At 74.9% G+C, this 21880-nt stretch carries 22 protein-coding genes and 1 tRNA gene; 4 read left to right on the top strand and 19 right to left on the bottom strand.

Annotated features, from left to right (window positions below):
- Positions 1–14: 14 nt before the first annotated feature.
- The 4 genes from DQ244_RS11480 to aroH all read right to left on the bottom strand — a co-directional run bounded on the left by DQ244_RS11480 (position 15) and on the right by aroH (position 2607).
- Positions 15–88, bottom strand: a tRNA-Pro gene (locus tag DQ244_RS11480).
- A 100-nt stretch (positions 89–188) separates the two neighbouring features.
- On the bottom strand, positions 189–1529 hold the full coding sequence (gene der, locus DQ244_RS11475; protein WP_113811628.1) for a ribosome biogenesis GTPase Der: 1341 nt from the start codon (positions 1527–1529) through the stop codon (positions 189–191).
- Positions 1526–2215, bottom strand: a complete 690-nt coding sequence (gene cmk, locus DQ244_RS11470; protein ID WP_113811627.1) for a (d)CMP kinase — start codon at positions 2213–2215, stop codon at positions 1526–1528. The genes der and cmk overlap by 4 nt, the downstream gene beginning before the upstream one ends.
- A 29-nt stretch (positions 2216–2244) precedes the next feature.
- Entirely contained in the window at positions 2245–2607 is a 363-nt protein-coding gene (gene aroH / locus DQ244_RS11465) for a chorismate mutase (RefSeq protein WP_113811626.1), read from the bottom strand.
- Between the two features lie 158 nt (positions 2608–2765).
- Between aroH and DQ244_RS11460 the strand changes: the two genes are divergently transcribed.
- The gene (locus tag DQ244_RS11460; RefSeq protein WP_113811625.1) at positions 2766–3326 is read left to right on the top strand and encodes a DUF664 domain-containing protein; all 561 of its coding nucleotides are present in this window, start codon (positions 2766–2768) and stop codon (positions 3324–3326) included.
- Positions 3327–3343: 17 nt separating this feature from the next.
- Here the strand turns inward: DQ244_RS11460 and DQ244_RS11455 are convergent, their stop codons facing one another.
- Positions 3344–4189 carry a pseudouridine synthase gene (locus DQ244_RS11455; protein WP_113811624.1) on the bottom strand — a complete coding sequence of 282 codons (846 nt, stop codon included), beginning with the start codon at positions 4187–4189 and terminating at the stop codon, positions 3344–3346.
- Positions 4190–4302: 113 nt separating this feature from the next.
- Here DQ244_RS11455 and DQ244_RS11450 point away from each other — a divergent pair, with 113 nt between their 5' ends.
- Positions 4303–4707, top strand: a complete 405-nt coding sequence (locus tag DQ244_RS11450; protein ID WP_113811623.1) for a hypothetical protein — start codon at positions 4303–4305, stop codon at positions 4705–4707.
- On the top strand, positions 4704–5120 hold the full coding sequence (locus tag DQ244_RS11445) for a hypothetical protein (RefSeq protein WP_113811622.1): 417 nt from the start codon (positions 4704–4706) through the stop codon (positions 5118–5120). The genes DQ244_RS11450 and DQ244_RS11445 overlap by 4 nt, the downstream gene beginning before the upstream one ends.
- A gap of 6 nt (positions 5121–5126) precedes the next feature.
- Here the strand turns inward: DQ244_RS11445 and scpB are convergent, their stop codons facing one another.
- From scpB to ald, 6 genes are all read right to left on the bottom strand, one after another.
- Complete coding sequence (gene scpB / locus DQ244_RS11440) at positions 5127–5957, bottom strand: SMC-Scp complex subunit ScpB (protein ID WP_113811621.1); 831 nt, start codon at positions 5955–5957, stop codon at positions 5127–5129.
- Complete coding sequence (locus DQ244_RS11435) at positions 5954–6790, bottom strand: ScpA family protein (RefSeq protein ID WP_113811620.1); 837 nt, start codon at positions 6788–6790, stop codon at positions 5954–5956. The genes scpB and DQ244_RS11435 overlap by 4 nt, the downstream gene beginning before the upstream one ends.
- Positions 6791–6818: 28 nt before the next feature.
- Positions 6819–7334 (bottom strand): hypothetical protein, encoded by a 516-nt coding sequence (locus DQ244_RS11430; protein WP_113811619.1) that lies wholly within the window; start codon positions 7332–7334, stop codon positions 6819–6821.
- Positions 7331–8236, bottom strand: a complete 906-nt coding sequence (locus tag DQ244_RS11425; protein ID WP_113811618.1) for a ParA family protein — start codon at positions 8234–8236, stop codon at positions 7331–7333. The genes DQ244_RS11430 and DQ244_RS11425 overlap by 4 nt, the downstream gene beginning before the upstream one ends.
- A 211-nt stretch (positions 8237–8447) precedes the next feature.
- Complete coding sequence (locus DQ244_RS11420) at positions 8448–9398, bottom strand: site-specific tyrosine recombinase XerD (protein WP_113812005.1); 951 nt, start codon at positions 9396–9398, stop codon at positions 8448–8450.
- Positions 9395–10510 (bottom strand): alanine dehydrogenase, encoded by a 1116-nt coding sequence (gene ald, locus DQ244_RS11415; RefSeq protein ID WP_113811617.1) that lies wholly within the window; start codon positions 10508–10510, stop codon positions 9395–9397. Before ald ends, DQ244_RS11420 begins: the two co-directional genes overlap by 4 nt.
- Before the next feature lie 227 nt (positions 10511–10737).
- Here ald and DQ244_RS11410 point away from each other — a divergent pair, with 227 nt between their 5' ends.
- Positions 10738–11373 carry a hypothetical protein gene (locus DQ244_RS11410; RefSeq protein ID WP_113811616.1) on the top strand — a complete coding sequence of 212 codons (636 nt, stop codon included), beginning with the start codon at positions 10738–10740 and terminating at the stop codon, positions 11371–11373.
- On the opposite strand, the gene DQ244_RS11405 is transcribed toward DQ244_RS11410, so the two are convergent.
- The 8 genes from DQ244_RS11405 to steA all read right to left on the bottom strand — a co-directional run bounded on the left by DQ244_RS11405 (position 11370) and on the right by steA (position 21802).
- On the bottom strand, positions 11370–11969 hold the full coding sequence (locus DQ244_RS11405) for an NUDIX domain-containing protein (RefSeq protein ID WP_113811615.1): 600 nt from the start codon (positions 11967–11969) through the stop codon (positions 11370–11372). The two genes, DQ244_RS11410 and DQ244_RS11405, sit on opposite strands and share 4 nt — an antisense overlap.
- Positions 11970–12048: 79 nt before the next feature.
- The gene (locus DQ244_RS11400; RefSeq protein ID WP_113811614.1) at positions 12049–13740 is read right to left on the bottom strand and encodes a CTP synthase; all 1692 of its coding nucleotides are present in this window, start codon (positions 13738–13740) and stop codon (positions 12049–12051) included.
- A 10-nt stretch (positions 13741–13750) separates the two neighbouring features.
- Positions 13751–16066 carry a hypothetical protein gene (locus tag DQ244_RS11395; RefSeq protein ID WP_113811613.1) on the bottom strand — a complete coding sequence of 772 codons (2316 nt, stop codon included), beginning with the start codon at positions 16064–16066 and terminating at the stop codon, positions 13751–13753.
- Complete coding sequence (locus DQ244_RS11390; protein WP_113811612.1) at positions 16063–17208, bottom strand: glycosyltransferase family 4 protein; 1146 nt, start codon at positions 17206–17208, stop codon at positions 16063–16065. Before DQ244_RS11390 ends, DQ244_RS11395 begins: the two co-directional genes overlap by 4 nt.
- Complete coding sequence (gene murJ, locus DQ244_RS11385; protein WP_113811611.1) at positions 17201–18826, bottom strand: murein biosynthesis integral membrane protein MurJ; 1626 nt, start codon at positions 18824–18826, stop codon at positions 17201–17203. The genes DQ244_RS11390 and murJ overlap by 8 nt, the downstream gene beginning before the upstream one ends.
- On the bottom strand, positions 18823–19674 hold the full coding sequence (locus DQ244_RS11380; protein ID WP_113811610.1) for a hypothetical protein: 852 nt from the start codon (positions 19672–19674) through the stop codon (positions 18823–18825). Before DQ244_RS11380 ends, murJ begins: the two co-directional genes overlap by 4 nt.
- Entirely contained in the window at positions 19671–20618 is a 948-nt protein-coding gene (locus tag DQ244_RS11375) for a copper transporter (RefSeq protein WP_113811609.1), read from the bottom strand. Before DQ244_RS11375 ends, DQ244_RS11380 begins: the two co-directional genes overlap by 4 nt.
- On the bottom strand, positions 20615–21802 hold the full coding sequence (steA, locus tag DQ244_RS11370; protein ID WP_113811608.1) for a putative cytokinetic ring protein SteA: 1188 nt from the start codon (positions 21800–21802) through the stop codon (positions 20615–20617). Before steA ends, DQ244_RS11375 begins: the two co-directional genes overlap by 4 nt.
- Between the last annotated feature and the right edge of the window lie 78 nt (positions 21803–21880).

Raw genomic sequence — 21880 nt, 5'->3', positions numbered from 1 at the left:
CTGTACGTGCTCTGTCGGGCTGACAGGATTTGAACCTGCGACCCCTTGACCCCCAGTCAAGTGCGCTACCAAGCTGCGCTACAGCCCGCCGTCGTCCGCCTCCCGGGAAGTCCCCGGGCCGCGTTCGACCGCTCCGGAAGGTTACCGCACGCGTTCTGCGGCTCCGACCGGTGGTTCTCCCCCGCCGGTCAGCTGCGCCGGTCCTTGTCCCGGCCCTCGCGGACCTTGACCGAGACCTCGATCGGCGTGCCGTGGAAGCCGAACTGCTCGCGCAGCTTGCGCTCCAGGAACCGGCGGTAGCCGGCCTCGAGAAAGCCGGTGGAGAAGACCACGAACCGCGGCGGCCGGATGTCGGCCTGGGTCACGTACTTGATCTTCGGCGCGCGCCCGCCACGGGCCGGCGGAGGCGTCTCCTGCACGAGCGCGCGGATGAACGTGTTCAGCTCCGCCGTCGGCACCCGGGTCTCCCACGAGGCCAGCGCGGCGCGCAGGTGGTCGGCGAGCTTCGCGACGCCGCGGCCGGTGGAGGCGGAGATGTTGACCCGCGTCGCCCACTTGACCCGCGCGAGGTCGCGCTCGATCTCCTTCTCCAGCTGGTAGTGCCGGTCCTCGTCGAGGGTGTCCCACTTGTTGATGGCGACGACCAGGGCGCGCCCGGCCTCGACCACCTGGGTGATCACCCGCTGGTCCTGCTCGCTGATGACCTCGTCGGCGGCGAGCAGCACGACGGCGACCTCGGCGGCCTGGATGGCGGCCTCGGTGCGCAGGCTGGCGTAGTACTCCATGCCGCTGGCGGTGTTGACCTTGCGGCGGAGGCCCGCGGTGTCGACGAAGCGCCACTCCTCACCGCCCAGGGTGACGATCGAGTCGACCGGGTCCACGGTGGTGCCGGCGACGGAGTCGACGACCGAGCGCTCCTCCTTGGCCAGCCGGTTGATCAGGCTGGACTTGCCGACGTTGGGCCGGCCGACGAGCGCGACCCGGCGGGGGCCGCCCTCCTCCTCCTGCTCGCGGGGGGCCTCGGGCATCGCGTCGAGCACGAGGTCCAGCAGGTCACCGCTGGACCGGCCGTGCAGCGCGCTGACCGGGTGCGGCTCCCCCATGCCCAGGCTCCACAGCTCGGCGGCGTTGGCCTCGCTGCGTTCGTCGTCGACCTTGTTGGCCACCAGGATCACCGGCCGGTCGCTGCGCCGGAGCACCCGCGCCGCCGCCAGGTCGGTGTCGGTGGCGCCCACCTGGCTGTCGACGACGAAGACGATGACGTCCGCCGTCTTCATCGCGTGCTCGGCCTGGCGGGTGATCGACGCGCCGATGCCGGTGGCCTTGGGGTCCCACCCGCCGGTGTCGACGACGGTGAAGCGCTTGCCGTTCCAGAGCGCCTCGTAGGAGATGCGGTCCCGGGTCACGCCCGGGGTGTCCTGGACGACGGCGGCGCGGCGGCCGAGGAAGCGGTTGACCAGGGTCGACTTGCCCACGTTGGGGCGGCCGACGATGGCGACGACCGGCAGCGGGCCGGTGCTCTCGGTCATGCCCGCTCCCCCGCCGGTACGGCCGACTGCGCCAGCGCGACGACGCGCTCGACGACGGCCTGCTGATCGAGCTCGGTGCTGTCCACGACGACGGCGTCGGCGGCCGGCCGCAGCGGGCTGTCCGCGCGGCTGCTGTCGTACTCGTCCCGGCGGCGCAGGTCGGCGGCGAGCACGGCGATCTCGGCCGGCTCGGTGATGCCCAGCTGCCCGGCGCGCCGCTGCGCGCGGGCCTCCGGAGCGGCGGTCAGGTAGACCTTCAGCGTCGCGTCGGGGAGGACGACGGTGCCGATGTCCCGGCCCTCGACGACGACGGCGTCGGCCGCCGCCACCAGCGCGCGCTGCTGGTCGACCAGCTGGCGGCGGACGGCGGGGACCGCGGAGACGGCGGAGACCGTCCGGGTCACCTCGACGCCGCGGATGCGCTCGGCGACGTCGACGCCGTCGACGGTCACCAGCTCGGTGGCGGACCCGGTGCCGACCTCGATGCGGGCGGCGGCGACGGTGCGTGCCACGGAGTCGGCGTCCTCGGGGTCGACCCCGGCGTCGAGCACCGCGACGGTGGCCGCCCGGTACATGGCGCCGGTGTCGAGGTAGGCGGCGCCCAGGCGGGCGGCGACTCCTCGCGCCACGCTGGACTTGCCGGTGCCCGACGGTCCGTCGAGGGTCACCTGGCCTCGGAAGCTCATCTGCTCACTCACTGCTCTCTCGGGTGCGCTCACTGCGCGATGTCCCTGCGCAGCGCGACCGCGCCCCGCAGGTAGACGTGCTGGATGTCGGGGCGGGACTTCGGCGTCTCGGCGTGCGCCATGAGCCGCAGCACCCGCGGGAGGGCGTGCGGCACCGCGATCTCGGTGGCGCACATCAGCGGCACGTCGCCCAGGCCGAGCTCGCGCGCGGCCAGGGCGGGGAACTCCGACACGAGGTCGGGGGTCGCCGTGAAGAGGATGCTGATCAGGTCCTCGGAGCTCAGCTCGTTGCGCTCCATGACCGTCTGCACCAGCTCGCGGGTCGCCTCGAGCACCTGCTCCCGGTCGTCGGCCTCGACCTGCGTCGCGCCCCGGATGGCTCGGACGGCCATGCACTCTCCTCGTTCGATCGCACCCCCGGATCGCCGGGCGCCTCGGTCGAGTCTAGGGAGCGCGCGCCACCGCCCTCCCCCGTCCGGGTCAGCCACCCGTTCCCCGGCGGTGGCCGACGGCCTACCAGGGGGCCCGGAACGGCCCTACCCTCCGCCGCATGACCGCCGAGATCGCCCTCGACACCCGCATCGGCGAGCCCGCCCCGGACGCCGGCGAGGCGGAGCTGCTGCTGTTCTCCCTGGACCGCTCGCGGGCCCAGTTCGCCTGGAAGGCCGGCGGTCTGGACGACGCCGCCCTGCGGCGCACCGTCGGGGCGTCGTCCATGACGCTCGCCGGGCTGCTGAAGCACCTCGCGTGGGTCGAGGAGCGCTACGCGATCGACGTCACCGGCCGGCCGCCCGCCGAGCCGTGGCGCTCGGTGGACTGGGACGCCACCCCCGGCTGGGACTGGACCTCGGCCGCCGACGACACCGCGGAGCAGCTCTACGCCCTCTGGCGGGAGACCGTCGCCCGCTGCCGCGAGGCCTGGTCCGCCGCCCTCGCCGGCGGCGGGCTGGACGAGCCGGCGAGGTTCACCGCGGACGACGACGGCAGCTCCCCCGCCCTGCGCCGGATCCTGGTGGACCTGACCGACGAGTACGCCCGCCACGTCGGCCACGCCGACCTCCTGCGCGAGGCGATCGACGGCCTGGTCGGCGAGGACCCGCCGCAGGCCTGAGCGACCTGCGGACCCGCTCAGAGGCCGACGAGCTCCTCGAGCTGTCCGACCTCCTGGCGGGTCAGCTTGCGGATGGAGCCGCTGCGCATGCGCTGCAGCTCGACCGGGCCCACGGCGGTGCGGGTCAGCCGCGAGACCGGCAGCCCGACGTGCGCCAGCAGCCGGCGGACGATGTGCTTCCGGCCCTCGTGCAGCACGACCTCGACGACGGACTGACCGGCGTGGGCGTCCACGACCCGGAACGAGTCGACCGTGACCGGCCCGTCCTCGAGCTCGACCCCGCTGCGGAGCCGGCGGGCCAGGTCGCGCGGCACCTTGCCCGACACCTGCGCGAGGTAGGTCTTCCTCACGCCGTAGGACGGGTGGGCCAGCCGGTGGGCGAGCTCGCCGTCGTTGGTGACCAGCAGCAGGCCCTCGGTGTCCTGGTCGAGCCGGCCCACGTGCACCAGGCCCGGCGCGAGGTCGCCGACCATGTCGCCGATGGTCGGGCGGGCGCGGTCGTCGCTCATGGCGGTGATGACGCCGCTGGGCTTGTTGATCGCGTAGGTGACCCGGTCGTCGCGGATCTCGAGCCGGACGCCGTCGACGGCGATCTTGTCGCGCAGCGCGTCGACCCGCATGCCCTGGACCTGCACGAGGGCGCCGTTCACGCTGATCCGGCCGGCGTCGATCATCTCCTCGACGACGCGGCGGGAGGCGACACCGGCACGGGCCAGGACCTTCTGCAGCCGCTCCCCCTCGCGGTCGTCGCCGGCGGGTGCGGGGGCGCGGTCACCGGGGTGCGCCGGGGCGAGCTCCATGTCCTCGGACCAGCCCTCGCCGGCCGCGGTGGTGCTCTCGTCGTTCGGGGTCGCGTTGCTCATCGCCGTCCAGTCTCCCACCGCTCACCCGGTCGGCCGACCGTCCCACCGCTGAACCGGGTGACGGTGGGCCGGACAGGTGGTGCACGGCACACGTCCGGCGCACGATCCGCCCCGTGGACGGCAAGCGGAGGACCGGTCTCGCCCTCGCGGCCGCAGCGGCCGTGCTGTGGCTCGTGTTCGTGGTCATGGTGCTCGCCACCCCCGCCGGCCAGGGCGCCACCATCGGCGCGGGTCTGATCGGCCTGCTCGCCGTGCCGCTCTCGGTCGCCTCGCTGGTCCTGCTGCTGGTCTCGGTGCGGAGCAGCACCGCGGCGGCCGGGCGCCGGGGCCGGGACGCACGCATCGGCGCGCCCTTGGCCGTCGTCTCGCTCGTCCTGTTCGCCGTCTCCTGGGTGCTCAGCGGCTCGGCGGAGTCGCTGTCGACGGAGACCGCGCTGCTCGCCGCGCTCGGCGGCGCCGTCCTCACCTTTCTCGCGGCCGCGGGCCTCTTCGTCCCGTCGCGCAGCTCCCGCCGGTGACGGCGTCACCGCGGACCCTGCGGGCCTGGCGGCGGATCGGCCTGGCCCTCGGGATCCCGGCTGCCGTGCTGGTCAGCGCGGCCGTCGTCGTCCGGCTGGTCGCCGGCCGCGAGGCGGCCGGGTACGTCTCGCTCGCCCTCCCGGGACTGCTCGCCGGTCTGCTCGCCGTCGTCTTCCTGCGCCGGGTGTGGTCGGAGCCGGGCTCCCCCGGCACGGGACCCGCTCGTGCCGGGCAACGGCTGTCGGACGCCTTCCTGCTGCTGTGGGGGCTGGGCGTCCTGCTGAACGTGGCGGCGAACTGGGTCGACGTCCCCGGGGGGCTGCGGGCGGCGGTCGCGCTCGCCGCGGCCGTCGCGCTGGTGGCGACGGTGGGAGCGGCCCTCCGCGAGCGCCCGGAGTACGCGCGGGAGTGACCCCGCTCAGGCGTCGGGGTGCTCGTCCAGCACCGTCGAGGTCTCCGGCAGCAGCGGCGCGAGCGCGGGCAGCTCCTCCAGGCTCGTGAGCCCGAGGCGTTCCAGGAACAGCGGCGTGGTGACGTAGAGCCCACCGCCGGTGTCGGGGTCCGAACCGACCTCGCGCACCAGCCCGCGGGTGATCAGCGTGCGCATGACGCCGTCGACGCCGACCCCGCGGATGCCCGCGACCCGCGCCCGGGTGACCGGCTGCCGGTAGGCGATGACGGCGAGGGTCTCCAGCGCCGCCTGCGTGAGCCGGCTGCGCTGCCCCTCCCCGAGGTACCGCTCGACGACGGCGGCGTGGTCGTCGCGGGTGTAGAGGCGCCACCCCTCCCCCACCCGGTGCAGCGCGATGCCGGCCGAGCGGGCGTCGTAGCCCGACGCCAGGGCGGCCAGCCCTTCGCGCACCTGCTCCTCCGAGCAGCGCAGCGCGGCGGCGAGGGTCTCCTCGTCGACCGGGTCGTCGACGACGAAGAGCAACGCCTCCAGGCCACCGAGCAGCACGACGGGGTCCAGCAGCTCGAGCGGCTCGGGCTCGATCTCCGGTTCCGCCTCCTGCTCCGGTTCCGGCGCGGCGGCCAGCGGCAGCTGGTCCTCGGTGGGGACCGCCGGCACCGGCAGCTCCTCGGCCGGCCGCTCCCCCACCCGGGCCGCGAGCTCGGCGGCGACGGCGTCCCACGCGACCGGGTCGGCCTCGCCCCGCTCCTCGGCCTCCCGCCGGGTGGCCTCGAGCTCCGCGGCGAGCGCGTCCCAGGAGATGGGTGCCCGCTCCTGGTCGGGTCGGTCCTCGGTCACCGGTACTCCTCGTCGGCGTCAGGGGCTGCCTCGTCGTCGGAACCCGGGTCACCGGTCCACCGCACGTGCAGCTCGCCCAGCGGGGTCAGCTGCTCGAACACCACCCGCTGCTGGCGGTAGAGCTCCAGCAGCGCGAGGAACCGCGCCACGACCTCCAGGGTGTGCTCGCAGTCCGCCGACAGCGCCCGGAAGCTCACCGTCCCGGAGCGGACGAGGTGCTCGCGCACCAGCAGCAGCTGCTCGGACACGCTGACCGGCGGCGCGTGCAGGTGGGCGACGCTGACGGTCTCGGGCACCTTGGGGGCGAGCGCCCGGGCGGCGATGGCGACGAACTGCTCCGGCGTGAGGTCCAGCAGCACCTCGGGCACCAGCTCGGCGAAGCGCGGCTCCAGCGCCGCCTGCCGGGGATGCCGGAGCGCGGCCTGCCCCTCGCGTTCGCGCAGGAAGCCGGCGGCCAGCTTGTAGGCCTTGTACTGCAGCAGCCGGGCGAAGAGCAGGTCGCGGGCCTCCAGCAGCTCGAGGTCCTCCTCGTCGTCGACCTCGGCCGCCGGCAGCAGCCGGGCGGCCTTGAGGTCGAGCAACGTGGAGGCGACGACGAGGAACTCGCTGGCCTGGTCCAGGTCCAGCTCGTCGCCGAGCGCCCGGAGGTGGGCGATGAACTCGTCGGTGACCTGCGACAGCGCGATCTCGGTGACGTCGAGCTTGTGCTTGCCGATCAGCTGGAGCAGGAGGTCGAACGGGCCCTCGAAGTTGGTGAGCCGGACGGTGAAACGCGCCGGAGCGGTCCCGTCGGCCGGTTCGGCCGCCGGAACCGCTCCAGCGTCAGGGCTCACGGGGTGCGAGCCTAGTGAGCGGACCCGCTCAGCTGCGCAGCCGGCGGACGAGGACGGAGTCCTCGCCGCGCTCGGTCAGATCGGCCAGCAGGACCGACACCGCCTCGCGGACGATCCGGCCGCGGTCGGCGGCCAGGCCGTGCTGCGCGCGCAGCGCCAGCCGCGCGGACTCCAGCGCCAGCAGCTCGTCGGCCGAGATGTAGACGGTGATCTTCTCGTCGTGCTTCGTGCGCTCGGCCTTGCCGCGGGCCGGACGGCCGCGGGTGGCCACCCGCGGCTGGAGGACCGCGGGCTGGACCGGCTCGGCCGGGCCACCGCGGAACGCCGCCAAGGCGTCGTCGCCGGACTCGGCACCGCCGGGCACCAGGGTCAGCGGCATGGCCTGCTCGGTGTCGGCGGAGCGGCGGGCGGCCCCGGCGCTGCGCAGCGCCGGCGAGCTGGCCGGCGTGGGCAGGCTCGGGAGCTCCGTCACCTCGGGGGCGGCGGCGGCATCGGTGCGGCGGAACAGCTCCGAGGCACCGGGGAGAACGGGCCGGCGCGTCACAGTGCCAGAACCTCCTTGGCGAGATCGCGGTACGCCGAGGCGCCCGTGGACGTGGGGGCCCACGTGGTGATCGGCTGGCCGGCGACGGTGGTCTCCGGGAAGCGCACGGTGCGCTGGATGACGGTCTGGAACACGGTGTCGCCGAAGGCCTCCACGACCCGGCTGAACACCTCCCGGCAGTGCACGGTCCGGGAGTCGTACATGGTGGCGAGGATGCCGTTGATCTCGAGGTCGGGGTTGAGCCGCTCCTTGACCTTGTCGATCGTGTCGACGAGGAGGGCCACGCCGCGCAGCGAGAAGAACTCGCACTCCAGCGGGATCACGACGCCCTGGGCGGCCGTGAGCGCGTTGACCGTCAGCAGGCCGAGCGAGGGCTGGCAGTCGATGAGGATGTAGTCGTAGTCGTCGCGGACGTCGGCCAGCACGCGCAGCAGGGTCTGCTCGCGGGCGACCTCGCTGACCAGCTGCACCTCGGCGGCGGACAGGTCGATGTTGCTCGGCACCAGGTCCAGGCCCGGGATGTCGGTGTGCACCAGCACGTCGCGCAGGCTGGTGCGCCGCTCCATGAGGGCGTTGTAGATGGTCCGGTCCATGTTCTGCGCCGGCACGCCCAGGCCCACGGACAGCGCGCCCTGCGGGTCGAGGTCGATGAGCAGCACCTTGCGGCCGAACTCCACCAGCGCGGCACCCAGGTTGATGGTCGACGTCGTCTTGCCGACGCCACCCTTCTGGTTGCACATCGCGATGATGTGCGCCGGGCCGTGCTGGGTCAGCGGCTTCGGGTCCGGCAGCCGGCGCTGGCGCGCCTTGGCCGGATCCAGCCGCAGCGCCGCCGCCCCCATCTCGGGGTCGGTGTCGTGCGGGCGCGCGACGGCGTGTGCCGCGTCCGCTCGGATCGCCATGGGTCTGTCGCCTCCACCTCGTACCCGTCCGGACGTTCCGGGTGCGGTCAGCCGTCAGCGTCCGCTCGGGTGACAGAGACGTTAAGGAGAGGACGAAAGCTTCCCAAGGCGGCACGCCGTCGACGTGTCGACATGGCGACGCATGCCAACAGGTGTGACTGCTCAAGCCGAACTGAGCGCAGATCCTGCCCAAGCCTTGGCCGTCAGCATGTCAGGTCAGCGCCCGGGGATGGCTGGTCGCGTAGACCTCGCGGAGCCGGTCGACGGTGACCAGCGTGTACACCTGCGTGGTCGTCACCGAGGCGTGGCCGAGCAGCTCCTGGACCACGCGCACGTCGGCCCCGCCCTCGAGCAGGTGGGTGGCGAAGCAGTGCCGCAGGGTGTGCGGCGAGACGTCGCCGAGGCCGGCCCGCTCGGCCGCCGTGCGCAGGATCGACCACGCGCTCTGCCGCGACAGCGGCCCGCCGCGCACGTTGAGGAACAGCGCTCCTCCGCGCACCCCGCCCCGGCTGTTCGCGGCCAGGGCCGGGCGGGCGCGCACCAGGTACTCCTCGACGGCGCGCAGGGCGAAGCTGCCGACCGGCACGATCCGCTCCTTGCCGCCCTTGCCCGACAGCCGCACGGTGGCCTGGCCGCGGTCCAGGTCGTCGACGGCGAGCCCGACCGCCTCGGAGATGCGTGCGCCGGTGCCGTACAGCACCTCCAGCAGCGCCCGGTCCCGCAGTCCCCTGGGCCCCTCCAGCGACCCGGCCGCCTCGATCAGCGCGACCACGGACTCGACCGGCACCGCCTTGGGCAGCCGGCGGGCGGGGGCGGGCGGGCGCACCTCGTGCGCCACGTCGTCGACGACGAGCCCGTCGAGCAGCGCGAACTTGTGCAGCCCCCGGACGGCGACGACGGCGCGCGCCGCCGACGTCGCCGACAGCGGCGGGTGCTCGTCGTCGCCCCGCCGCAGGGCCGCGAGGAAACCGGAGACGTCGGACTCGGCCACCTCCCCGAGCCCGCGGACGCCGGCCGCGCCGAGGTACTCGGTGTAGCGCCGGAGGTCGCGCCGGTAGGAGGCGATGGTGTTCGCCGCCAGGCCGCGCTCGACGGTGAGGTGGTCGAGGTAGCCCGTGACGACCCGCTCGACCGCGGGACCGGCGTCGAGGGTGCTCGTCAGGGCAGGACCTCCGGGAGCGGGACGGCGGCCATGCCGTGGGCCTCGGCGACCTCGGGCAGGACCACGCTCCCGGCCACGACGTTCACGCCGTGCGCCAGGGCCTGGTCGCGCCGCACGGCGGCCGAGGTGCCCTCGTTGGCCAGGGCCATGACGTAGGGCAGCGTCACGTTGGTCAGCGCGTGCGTCGAGGTGTTGGGCACCGCGCCGGGCATGTTGGCCACGCAGTAGAAGACCGACTCGTGCACCCGGAACGTCGGCTCGTCGTGCGTGGTGGGCCGGGTGTCCTCGAAGCAGCCGCCCTGGTCCACCGCGATGTCGACGAGCACCGAGCCCGGCTTCATCCGCGACACCAGCTCGTTGCTGACCAGGGTCGGGGCCTTGGCGCCGGGGACGAGCACCGCGCCGATCACCAGGTCGGCGTCGAGGACCGCGCGCTCCAGCTCGTAGGCGTTGGAGGCGACCGTCTGCAGGTGCCCCTGGTAGATCCGGTCCGCGACGCGCAGCTTGTCGATGTCGCGGTCGAGCACCACCACCTCGGCCTGCATGCCGAGGGCGATCGCGGCGGCGTTCATGCCCGAGACGCCCGCGCCGATGACGACGACCTTGGCCGCGTAGACCCCCGAGACGCCGCCGAGCAGCACCCCGCGCCCGCCGTGCGCCCGTTCGAGGCTGTGCGCGCCCACCTGCGGCGCCATGCGCCCGGCGACCTCCGACATGGGGGCCAGCAGCGGCAGCGCACCGCCGGCGGTCTGCACCGTCTCGTAGGCGATCGCCGTCGTCCCGGAGGCGACCAGCGCGTCGGTGCACTCGCGCGAGGCGGCCAGGTGCAGGTAGGTGAACAGGGTCTGGTCCGCGCGCAGCCGGCCGTACTCCTCGGCGATCGGCTCCTTGACCTTGAGCAGCAGGTCGGCGTCGGCCCAGACGTCGTCGGCCGAGTCGAGGATGCGCGCACCGGCGGCGACGAAGTCCTCGTCCGGGATGGAGGAGCCCTCCCCCGCGCCGCGCTCCACGAGCACCTCGTGCCCGGCCCGGGCCAGCTCCGTCACCCCGGCAGGGGTGAGCGCCACCCGGTACTCCCGGTTCTTGACCTCTCGGGGAACCCCGACCCGCATCGCTTCGCTCCTGGTCCCGGCGGGCGGACCCCGAGGGTGACGGAGCCCCCCACCGCGTCGTGGGCGGCCCGTTCGGGGCGCGCCTCGGGCGGAGTCTAGGCACGGATCCGGCCCGGACCCGTGACGTGGGTCATTTCGTGACCGCCCGGGATCTCCGACCCGTCCTGCCGGAGAGCGCCCGCTGGCCGACGATGACGGGGTCCCACCCGTCTCCCGGAGGATCGTCCATGCGCTTCTACGCCCAGCACCCCGCCCTGCGCACCCGCCAGGTGGCCGCCGATCTGGGCATGCTGCTCTGGACGGTGCTGTGGGTGCTGGTCGCCCGGGTGGTGCACGGCGCCGTCCTGGTGCTGGCCGAGCCGGGCAGGGCCGTGGAGGACCTCGGCCGGTCGGTCGCGGGCTCCATGGACTCGGCAGCCTCGGCCGCGGAGGACGTGCCGGTGGTCGGCGACGAGCTGGCCGCCCCCTTCGAGGGCTTGTCCGGAGCCGCCGGGTCGGTCCGCGGGGCCGGGCAGTCGGCGCAGGACGCCGTCGACACCCTCGCCCTGGTGCTCGCCGTCGTGCTGGTCGTGCTGCCGGTGGGGTGGCTGCTGCTGCGCTGGCTGCCGGGGCGGTTGCGCTACGCCCAGGAGGCCGGTGCCGCGCGGCGCATGCTCACCGGCGTCCCGGACGTGGAGCTCCTGGCGGCCCGGGCCGTGGCGACCGCACCCCTCCCCCGGCTCGCCGCGCTCCCGGCGGGGACCGGTGCGGCCTGGCGGGCCGGCGACCCCGCCGCCACCCGCGCGCTGGCCGAGCTGGAGCTGGGCCGGCTCGGTCTGCGGCTGCCCGCCGGCAGCGGGGCGACCGCGACCGAAGCGTTCTAGCGAGCGTCCACCGGACGCAGCCGGGGCGACGTCGCCCGGGCCTGCGCGGCTGCGAGCAGCCCCACGACGGCGGCGGCGTTGCGGATGCCGCCGTCGAACACCCGCTGCACGGCGTCGGCCAGCGGCACCCGCTCGACGGTCATGTCGAGCTCCTCGTGCTCCACCTCGAAGCCGTCCGGCCGTCCGACGGGCGAGAGCCCCTCGGCCAGGTAGATCAGCACCATCTCGTCGCAGAACCCGGGGCTGCTGAAGTGGGTGGTGAGCAGCGACCAGCGTTCGGCCGCCAGTTCGGCCTCTTCGGCCAGCTCCCGCTTGGCGGTCTCCAGCGGCGGCTCGCCGTCGGCGTCGCGCAGCCCGGCCGGCAGCTCCCACAGGTACTGGCCGACCGGGTGCCGGTACTGGCGGAGCAGCACGACCTGGCCGTCGTCGTCCAGCGCCACGACGGCGACGGCGCCCGGGTGCCGGACGACGTCCCGCTCGCTGTCGCCTCCCGCGGGCATGGCGACGGTGTCGCGCAGCAGGGTGATGACCCGGCCCTCGTGGATCGTCTCGCTCTCGAGCAGGCGGTACTCGTGCGGGGCCGGGTCGGTGTTCACTGCTCGACTCCGCGCTCGTTCCGCTCCTCGGTCGCTGGCGCTCCCTGCGATGCTCGCTCGCTGTCGTTCTCGCTGCCCATCAGATCCCGACCTTCTCCGCCTCGTCCTCGAACGACACCGGGATCCGGGTGGCGTCGGAGTAGTCGATGGCGGCCTGCACGAAGCCGGCGAACAGCGGGTGCGGGCGGGTCGGCCGGCTCTTCAGCTCCGGGTGCGCCTGGGTGCCCACGAAGAACGGGTGCGTCTCCTTCGGGAGCTCCACGAACTCCACCAGCGTCCCGTCGGGCGAGGTGCCGGAGAAGACCAACCCCGCCTCGGAGAGCCGGTCGCGGTAGGCGTTGGCCACCTCGTAGCGGTGCCGGTGCCGCTCGGTGATCTCGGTGGCGCCGTAGACGCCCGCGACGACCGAGCCCTTCTGCAGAGCGGCCGGGTAGCTGCCCAGCCGCATCGTGCCGCCCATGTCCCCCCGGCCCGCGACGACGTCGAGCTGGGTCGCCATGGTGGAGATGACCGGGTCCGGGGTCTCCGGGTCGAACTCCGCGGAGTTCGCGCCCTCGATGCCCGCCAGGTTGCGCGCGCTCTCGATCACCATGCACTGCAGGCCGAGGCACAGGCCCAGGGTCGGGATCCCGTTGGTGCGGGTGTACTCGATCGCGCCGAGCTTGCCCTCGATGCCGCGCACCCCGAAGCCGCCGGGGATGCAGACGCCGTCGACACCGGCGAGCGCCTTCTCCGCGCCCTCCCGGGTCTGGCAGTCGTCGGAGGGCACCCAGCGGATCTGCACCCGGCTGCGGTGGGCGAAGCCGCCGGCGCGCAGGGCCTCGGTGACCGAGAGGTAGGCGTCGGGCAGGTCGATGTACTTGCCGACCAGCGCGATGGTGACCGTCTGCTTGGGGGCGTGGACGCGGTCGAGCAGGTCGCCCCAGACGGTCCAGTCGACGTCGCGGAAGGGCAGTCCCAGGCGGCGGACGACGTAGGCGTCGAGGGCCTCGCGGTGCAGCACCTTGGGGATGTCGTAGATGGACGGCGCGTCGGGGCAGGAGATGACCCCTTCGGCGTCGACGTCGCACATCAGGCCGATCTTGCGCTTGATGCCCTCGTTGAGCTCCCGGTCCGAGCGGCAGACCACCGCGTCGGGCTGGATGCCGATGCTGCGCAGCTGGGCGACGGAGTGCTGGGTCGGCTTGGTCTTCAGCTCGCCCGACGGCGCGATGTAGGGCACCAGCGAGATGTGCAGGAAGAAGCAGTTGTCCCGGCCGATCTCGTGCCGCACCTGGCGGGCGGCCTCGAGGAAGGGCAGCGACTCGATGTCGCCGACGGTGCCGCCGATCTCGGTGATGACGACGTCGACGCGCTCGTCGGTCTCGGCCACCGCCATGATGCGGGCCTTGATCTCGTTGGTGATGTGCGGGATGACCTGCACCGTGTCACCGAGGTACTCGCCGCGCCGCTCCTTGGCGATCACGTCCGAGTACACCTGGCCGGTGGTCACGTTGGCCCGGCCGGAGAGGTCGGTGTCGAGGAACCGCTCGTAGTGCCCGATGTCCAGGTCGGTCTCGGCGCCGTCCTCGGTGACGAAGACCTCGCCGTGCTGGAACGGGTTCATCGTCCCGGGATCCACGTTGAGGTAGGGATCCAGCTTCTGCATCGTCACCCTCAACCCTCGACTGGCGAGGAGGGCGCCCAGCGAACTGGCGGTCAACCCCTTGCCGAGAGAGGAGACAACCCCGCCGGTGACGAAGACGAACTTCGTCGGCTGGGAGTTGTGCAAGAGCCCGTGATCACGTGTTCCAGACGGTCGACCCACGGGAGACGACCGTAACACGGTCGGCGTCCTCTGCCGGACCGGAGTGGGCAGCGCCACCCGAGGTCTCCCCCGAACCGGTGGGCCCGGCACCGGGCGCGGTCACCAGCCACACCAGCAGCGGCACCAGCAGCGCCGCCGCGGTGGCCGGGAGCGCGACGCCGGAGTCGTTCACCGCCGCGCCGATGACCAGGCTCAGAGCCATCGCCAGGAGGGCCGCGCGAAGCACCGCGCGGTCGGCCGGCGGCAGTCCTGCGCCCCCGCGGAGGGGCCCACCGGGACGCAGCAGCCACACCGCCGCGACGACGGCCACCGGCAGCATCCACGCCAGCGGGCTGTTCAGCAGGATCCCGATGTTGGCCCCGGCCTTGCGGCCGATCACCGTCCACGCGTCGCCGGTGAGCACCTGCTCAACGAACCGGCCCAGGTGGGTCCGCTCCCCCGCCGGCCGGGTCCAGTCGAGCACCGCGACGGTGCCGACGGCGACGACGGCGGCCGCCAGGACGGCCAGCAGGCGCACGACGGTCACCCGGATGCCGGTGAGCAGCATCGCCAGCAGCAGGAAACCCGGCAGCGCGGCCAGCACCCCGCCGAAGTCGCGTCCGATCGACGGAGCCCCGATCACCGCCACCACCGCGGCCCCGGCCGCCAGCACCACGCCGCCGACGGTGGGTCGCCGGCGCTCCGGGGGCACCCGCCGCCCGGCCCAGGTCGCCACGACGGCGGTGACGGCGAGGGCGCTGACCGAGAGCAGTCCGAAGGTCAGGTTGCCGTATCCGGTGAACCGGCCCGCCACGATCGCGTCGTAGCCGAGGGGGCCGTCCAGCTCCAGGTGCGACCCGGTGAGCACGTCGCCCACCAGCGTCGCCAGGGTGACGGCGAGGACCACCACGGGCGGGCCCAGCCGTCGCCGGCGCCACGGGCCCAGGCCGGCCAGGGCGGTGACCGCTCCGGCCGCGACCGCCACGGCGGCCACGAGTGCGCTCACCGGCGAGGCGGCGCGCTCCCACGGGACGACGCCGGCCAGGTAGGTGGCGACCGGGAGGGAGGCGACGAGCAGGCACAGCGAACGCACCGCACCCCGGGCCCGGGCGGGCCGGCGCCGGTCCCCGCGCAGCAGGGCCATGCCGAGGCCGACGACCACCGCACCGGCGCCGACGAACATCCAGAAGAAGGCGCCGGTGTTGCGGTGGTGGGTGACCGCGGCGGTGTTGGCGTGCACCAGCTCGGTCACCGCGGCGGCGAGGTCCGGCCGCTCGCCGGTCGTGCGCAGCGGCTGGCCGTTCATGGAGGCCGGCACCTCCAGCCCGAGCGCCCGGAGCGCGGTGGGCGCCACGTCGATCAGCTGCACGAACGGCGCTCGCCCGGTGCTGGCCGAGACCAGCCAGCCGCCGTCGAAGCCGGGGCCCTCGGCCATGCCCACGTGCAGCTGGGACCGGCCGTCGTTGACCTCCGAGATTCCGGCGAGCAGGAGCAGGGTCTCCCCCGGGAGGTCCTGCACCGCGGTCCGCAGCCGGTCCACCGCCTCGTCGATGCGGCCGAGCGCGGCCGTGCGGGGCAGCGGCTCGGTGCCGTCGTCGGTCTGCTCGGCCCCGGGGCGACCGGCAGTGGTCAGCTGGTCCAGCGACACCAGCGCCAGCGGGCACTCCGTCAGGAGCGCGGTCAGCTCGGCCGGTTCCGGGGGCAGCGTCGGCGCAGTGGTCAGGGAGACCCCGGGAGCGGCCACCGCCAGCGCCGCGGCCCGGCCGACGACCGATCCGCAGCCGACCTGCGCGCCCAGGGCCCCGGGCTCGGCTCCGAAGCGGACGGTGCCCGCGTCCGCCGCGATGCGGGACACGGTGGCCAGCGGATCACCGAGGGCCACGGCGGCGACCCGTTCCTGCAGGCCGCAGTGGGTGAGCGAGGTGTCCAGCGGCGGCTCGGGCGGCGGCTCCGGCGAGTCCCCCTCCGCACCGGCCCCGGGGTCGGGGGGCAGCGGCACCGGCGGGAGCCCCTCGTCGGTGCCGGGGAACCGTGCCCGGTTGCCGGCGCCCAGTGTGGCCCAGCCGTCGAGCAGGCAGCTTGTCGACCGGGCGGCGCGGACCGACAGGGCGCCGATCGCGGAGTCCTCCGCCATGGCCCACAGCGCGGGCGTGACCTGCGGGTCGACGTCGGCCCAGGTGAGCCCCGGGACGCCGACGACCACCACCCGGTCCACGACCGCCTCGTCGGCGGCGGCGCTCCCCGGCAGCCCGACCAGCAGCGCGAGCAGCGACACGACCAGCGCGGCGGCACGGCGGGCCGGGCTGCTCATGACCCCGACCGGGGCGGCGCGTCGAGCAGCTCGCGGTAGAGGTGCACCAGGTGCGCGGCGGTGGCCGCCTCGTCGGGCCACTCCGCCGCGCGGCGCAGTCCCCGCTCGGTCAGGTCGGCGGCGTGGGCGCTGTCGCAGAGCACCCGGACGACGGCCTCGGCGAGCGCTCGCGCGTCGCCGACGGGGACGAGCTCCGCGGCGTCGCCGAGCAGCTCCGGCAGGCCGCCCACCGCGGTCGCCACCAGCGGGAGCCCGGTCCGCAGCGCCTCCTGGGCGGTCAGCGAGCGCGCCTCCCAGCGCGAGGGCAGCACGCACAGGTCGGCGGCGCCCAGCAGGTCGGCGACGTCGTCCCGGCGGCCCAGGAGGGTCACCGGCAGCAGCTCGTCCCGGATGCGGGCGGCGAGCTCGTCGTGCAGCGGGCCGTCGCCGGCCACCACCACCAGCGGGGCGGGGCGCACGCGCAGGTCGGCCGACCAGCGGGCGACGGCGTCGAGCAGGACGTCGTAGCCCTTCTGCGGGTGCAACCGCCCCACCGCGACGACCAACGCCCGGTCGTCGACGAGACCGAGCTCCTCTCGCACCTCGGTGCGGCTGCGACCGGCCGGCGGGAGGGGCGGGGCGGACACCGGGGCCAGCCGGACGTCGCGGGCCCCGAGGCGGCGCGCGTTATCGGCGAGGTCGGAGGAGGCGGCGAGGACGACGTCGGCCGCGCGGACGGTGGCCCGCTCCGCCTGCTCGAGGACCCGCCGGCGCAGGCCGCCCCCCTCGGGCAGCGCGTTGTGCAGCGTGAGCACCAGCCGCGCGGGGCTGCCGGCCAGCCGGCGTCCCGCCGCGGCGACGAGGCCGGCCCGCAGCCCGTGCGCGTGCACCACGTCCGTGCCGGCGAGAGCAGCCCGGAGGGCCGTGACGGCGCGGGCGTCGGCGGCCGGGGCGAGGCCGGCGGAGATCTCGACGGCGGTGAAGTCGGCGCCGCGGACCGAGAACCCGAAGAGCTCGTCGGTCGCCCGGGGGCCGCAGACCTGCACGCGCGCACCGGCCGCGACCAGGGAGGGGACGACGGACCGGACGTGGGTGCCCACCCCGCCGGTGCTGGTCGCCAGCACCTCGGTGACCCGGTGGTCGAGCAGGAGCTGCTCAGCCACCGCGCACCTCCTGACCGCCCGACGACCGCAACTCCCGGAGCGCGCGGCCCAACGGCCCGCGCGCCGTGCCCATCATGACCGCCCCGGCGACCAGGAGCACGGTGCCCCCGGTGAGGACCCCGGCCAGCAGCGTGCCGAGCAGGCCACCCTCGGGCACCGGGTCCGCGTCGAGGGCCCGGGCCACGCCCAGCCCGGCCGCGGTGCCCAGTGCTGCCCCCGCGAGGGCGCCGAGCCCCGCCCGGGGCAGGCCCTGCAGGGCCGCTCCGCCCGAGACGCGGGCGACCACGACCAGCAGGCCGAGACCGGCCGCCGTGACGCCGATCGAGTGCCCGGCGGCGAGGGCCAGGGCCCGGTCGCCGGCCGGCAGCGCGCCGGCGAGCACCAGGTCCGCTGCCACGGCCAGGAGCCAGCCGCCGAGCACGCAGACGGTCGGTGCCTTCCACAGTCCCCGGGCGTAGAGCGCCCGGGTGAGCACGGCGACCAGGCCGTAGCCGACCAGGCCGGGCATGAAGGCGAGGATCGCGTCCCGGAGGGCGGCGACCTGGTCGGTCGACCCCGCACCGAGGAAGACCCGCGCGAGCGGTCCGGCGGCCGCGGCGATCGCGGCGGCGGCGACCGCCGAGGCGGCCACGGTGAGGACGACGACCGGCGCCAGCGCGCGGCGGTAACCGGGCTCGTCGCCGCTCTCGGCGCGCTCCACGAGCCCCGGGTAGGCCGAGGTGGCCAGCGGCACCGCCAGCGCCGCCCAGGGCAGGAGGAACACGGTCAGCGCGGCGGTGTAGGCGACCTGGGTGCCATCGGGAGCGCCGTCGTTGGCCAGCCGGATCGCGACCGCCGCCACCAGCTGCTGGCCGGCGAGGGTGAGGACGCCGGCGACGGCCAGGCGGCGCACCCGCGGCGCGGCGCCGACCGGGAAGCGCAGCGTCGGGCGCAGGCCCAGCCGCAGCCCGCGCATCGGCAGCAGGAGGCTCAGGCTCAGGGCCACCACGCCGAGCGTCGTCCCGACGCCGAGGACGAGCTCGGCCGGCGTGCCGAGGTCGTCGACGGAGCGGCCGCCCCCGATCGCGGCGAAGGTCAGGTACGCCCCGGCGACGACGAGGCTGGAGATCAGCGGCGCGAGGGCCGGTCCGGCGAAGCGGCGGTGCGCCTGCAGGACGCCGGTGAGCACGATGCCGATGCCGTAGAGCACGACCTGGGGCGCGAACACGAGCAGGAACCGGGCGGCCAGCGCGACCTCGGCCTCGTCCCCGCCGCCCAGCAGCAGCCGGGCCACCGGCTCGGCGAACAGGGCCAGCAGCACGGCCAGCGGGGTGAGGACCAGCAGCGTCCAGCCGAGCAGCGCCGACGCCGTCCGCCGCACCTGGTCGCGGTCGCCCGAGGCGATGCCGCCGGCGAGCATGGGCACGACCAGGCTGGCCAGCGCCCCCCCGGCGACGACCTCGAAGACGATGTTCGGGACGTTGTTCGCCGCCAGGTAGACGTCGCCGGTGCTGCCCGCGCCCACGGTGTTGGTGAAGACCAGCGTGCGGCCGAACCCGGCGATGCGGGCCAGCACGGTGAGCACGGCGATCAGCGCCGCGGCCCCGGCCACCCCGCGGGCCACCTGGCGGGCGCTCACGTGGGCAGGCGGCCGAGCCGGTCCAGTTCCCGCAGACCCGGCGTCGCCTCGATGACCCGGGTGAAGCTGACCTTCTCGCTCGCCAGCGTGAGACCGGTGATCACGGCCAGGGCGGTGGCCCGCGCGCCGCGGTGCGGCATCGCCGCGAGCCGCAGGCCCAGCAGTGAGCCCAGCGCGTTGGCGCCGCAGTCGCCGAGCATGACCCGCTCGCCGAGGTCGCTGGGCAGCACGGCCAGGGTCGCGCCGAGCGGGCCGCTGACGAGCCCACCCGCCGGCCCGCCGAGCGCCGTGGCGGCCGCGATGGCCCCGACCTTCGCCGCCCGCCCCGGGCGCAGGTCCAGCAGGTTGAGCAGGTTGGCGGTGCCGGCCACCAGGCCGGTCGTCAGCACGCCGTCGACGAGTGCACCGGCGCCCCGGCCGCGGTCGCGGGTCAGCAGGGCGGCGACGGCGGCGGCCGCGCCGATGCCGGCGACCTTCACCGCGCCGGCCGACACGCGGCCCGCGCGCAGCGCGCGCAGGTGCCCGGCCAGGCCCTTGTCCCGGGCCTGCTCCGGGCGCGCGCCGGCGAGGTCGTCGTAGCCGCCGACCAACCCCGACACGGTGCCGACGACGGCGGCGGCGGCGCGGGTGCCGGTCGGCGCGCCGAGCACCGCCGTGGCCGTGGCCGACAGCGCCAGCGCCGGCCCGCCGAGGAGGGTGACCGGCCGCCCGGCGTAGTTCGTGCGCCGCCAGGGGGCACCGGCGGGACGCCCGGTGAGCGAGCGCGCGCCGGCCAGCGCGACCTGCGCGGCGCCTGCCCCGGCCAGCGCCGGCAGCAGCCGGCTCGCGCCGGTCCTCGGCGCGGTCACTGCGCGGCGGCGGGCACCGGCGGCACGGGCTGGGTGTCGTCGCCCGTGCCGTACTTGCCCGACGTCCCCTGGCCTTCGCGGCCCAGGGCCAGCACCGTGCTGATGCGCCCGACGGCCGTCTCGACGTTGTCCACGGTCGAGACGGCCGCGGCCAGCGCCGGGTCGGCGCGCACGACGCCGACCAGTCCGGTCTCGCGCGCCGAGACGCCGTCCCCGGCGACGACGGCCCCGGAGCCCGCGCCGTCGAGGGCGCGGACCAGCTCGACCAGCGCGGCGGTGCGGGTGTCGACGTCCTCGCCCTCGATCTCACCCGAGGTCAGGACGACCGCGTGGTTGGCCGGGGCGACCGAGGAGCTCTCCTGCCGGAGGACGTCCAGCGAGCTCAGCCCGGAGACGACCGAGGAGATGGCGGCGGTGTCCGGAGCGGGGGCGCCCGGCGGGATCATCAGGACCTGGGAGAGCAGCGAGGCGACGAGCACGCTCGCGTCGCCGTCCTCGGGGAGCTCGACGCCGGCCGGCCGGCCGCTGCCGTTGACGTAGTTCTGCAGGCTGGTCGCCGTCGACGGGTCGGTGTACTCCGGGCGGAGCCGGAGGACGCCGCTGACCGAGCCACCGGCCTCCTGGATCAGCGCGGTCACCAGCTCCACGGTCTCCGGCGCGACCTCCTCGTCGGCGGCGAGCAGCAGGACCGAGCGGTCGGCGAGGGCACCGGCGACCAGCGTCGGCGCGACGGCCTCCTGGAAGCCCTCCGCGGTGTCGAGCTCGGCCTGCAGCTGCTGGGTGCGGTCCTCCAGCGAGCGCTTGTCCTTCTCGAGGGCGGTGACCTGGTTCTCGATGTCGTTGAGGATCGGCTGGTTCAGCTGCGTCGTCCCGATGACGATGCCCAGCGCCACCGCCAGGAAGACGGCGATCAGCGAGACCAGGTGGTAGCGGAAGTCGATCACGAGAGGAGGTTCTCCAGCCAGAACATGAAGCTGTTCCATTGGTCGAGCAGCAGGTCCAGGTAGACGCGCCCGGCCGCGGAGACGGCGAGGGCCGACCCGATCGCGACGAAGGCGGCGAGGACGAGGACCACGAGGGCTGCGGTCGAGATGCGGCTGCGGTAGAGCCGGCTGACGCCCTTGGCGTCGACGAGCTTGCCGCCCAGGCGCAGCCGGGTGAGGAAGGTGGAGGCCATGCCGCCGCGCCCCTTGTCGAGGAACTCGACCAGGGTGGCGTGCGTGCCGACGGCGACGATGAGCTTGGCGCCCTTCTCGTCGGCCAGGAGCATCGCGATGTCCTCGCTGGTCGCCGACGCCGGGAAGGTGATCGCCTCCACGCCGAGGTCCTGCACGCGGGCCAGGCCGGGGGCGCGCCCGTCGGCGTAGGCGTGCACGACGACCTCGGCTCCGCTGGTCAGCGAGTCGTCGCTGACCGAGTCCATGTCGCCGACGATCATGTCCGGCTGGTAACCGGCCTCGATGAGCGCGTCCGCTCCGCCGTCCACGCCGATGAGCACGGGCCGGTAGTCGCGGATGTAGGGGCGGAGGGCGTGCAGGTCCTCCTTGTAGTCGTAGCCGCGGACCACGACGAGGGCGTGCCGGCCCTCGAGGGAGGTGGTGACGTCGGGGACGCCGACGCCGTCGAGCAGGAGCGCGCGCTCCCGCTTCATGTACTCCATGGTGTTGGCGGCGAACGCCTCGAGCTGCACGGAGAGCCCGGCCTTGGCCTCGGTCATGGCGGCGGTCACCGAGGCGGTGTCGTGCGCCGTGCCTTCCGCGACGACCGTGCCGGCGTCGTCGATCAGCTGGTTGCCGTCGAGCCGGACGTGGGTGCCTTCCTTGAGCTTGCCGAAGACGTCCTTGCCCACCTCGTCGAGCAGCGGGATGCCGGCGTTGATCAGGATCTCGGGCCCCAGGTTCGGGTAGCGGCCGGAGATGCTGGGCGCGGCGTTCACCACCGCGGCGACCTTGCAGCCGACGAGGGCGTCGGCGCTGACCCGGTCGATGTCGACGTGGTCGATGACGGCGATGTCGCCAGGGCGCAGTCGTTTCGTCAGGTTCTTCGTGCGGCGGTCCAGCCGTGCGGTGCCCGAGATGCCGGGCTCCGCTTCCTGGGCCCGGCCGCGGCGAACGGTGCCGATGCGCATGAGGTTGCATGCTGCCACGGTCAGCTGTGGGGACGACCCTCCGACGCGCGTCAGCGATCTCTCAGTCACGCACAGTGC

The sequence above is a fragment of the Blastococcus sp. TBT05-19 genome, assembly GCF_003319095.1.
GTDB lineage: Bacteria > Actinomycetota > Actinomycetes > Mycobacteriales > Geodermatophilaceae > Blastococcus.
Note: the sequence above shows the minus strand (reverse complement) of the source record. Positions and strands in the feature narration are given on the sequence as shown.

Coding starts and splice junctions, on each gene's coding strand:
- der (WP_113811628.1), bottom strand. CDS start 1,529: ATGACCGAGAGCACCGGCCCGCTGCCGGTCGTCGCCATCGTCGGCCGC.
- cmk (WP_113811627.1), bottom strand. CDS start 2,215: ATGAGCTTCCGAGGCCAGGTGACCCTCGACGGACCGTCGGGCACCGGC.
- aroH (WP_113811626.1), bottom strand. CDS start 2,607: ATGGCCGTCCGAGCCATCCGGGGCGCGACGCAGGTCGAGGCCGACGAC.
- DQ244_RS11460 (WP_113811625.1), top strand. CDS start 2,766: ATGACCGCCGAGATCGCCCTCGACACCCGCATCGGCGAGCCCGCCCCG.
- DQ244_RS11455 (WP_113811624.1), bottom strand. CDS start 4,189: ATGAGCAACGCGACCCCGAACGACGAGAGCACCACCGCGGCCGGCGAG.
- DQ244_RS11425 (WP_113811618.1), bottom strand. CDS start 8,236: ATGGCGATCCGAGCGGACGCGGCACACGCCGTCGCGCGCCCGCACGAC.
- ald (WP_113811617.1), bottom strand. CDS start 10,510: ATGCGGGTCGGGGTTCCCCGAGAGGTCAAGAACCGGGAGTACCGGGTG.
- DQ244_RS11410 (WP_113811616.1), top strand. CDS start 10,738: ATGCGCTTCTACGCCCAGCACCCCGCCCTGCGCACCCGCCAGGTGGCC.
- DQ244_RS11395 (WP_113811613.1), bottom strand. CDS start 16,066: ATGAGCAGCCCGGCCCGCCGTGCCGCCGCGCTGGTCGTGTCGCTGCTC.
- steA (WP_113811608.1), bottom strand. CDS start 21,802: ATGCGCATCGGCACCGTTCGCCGCGGCCGGGCCCAGGAAGCGGAGCCC.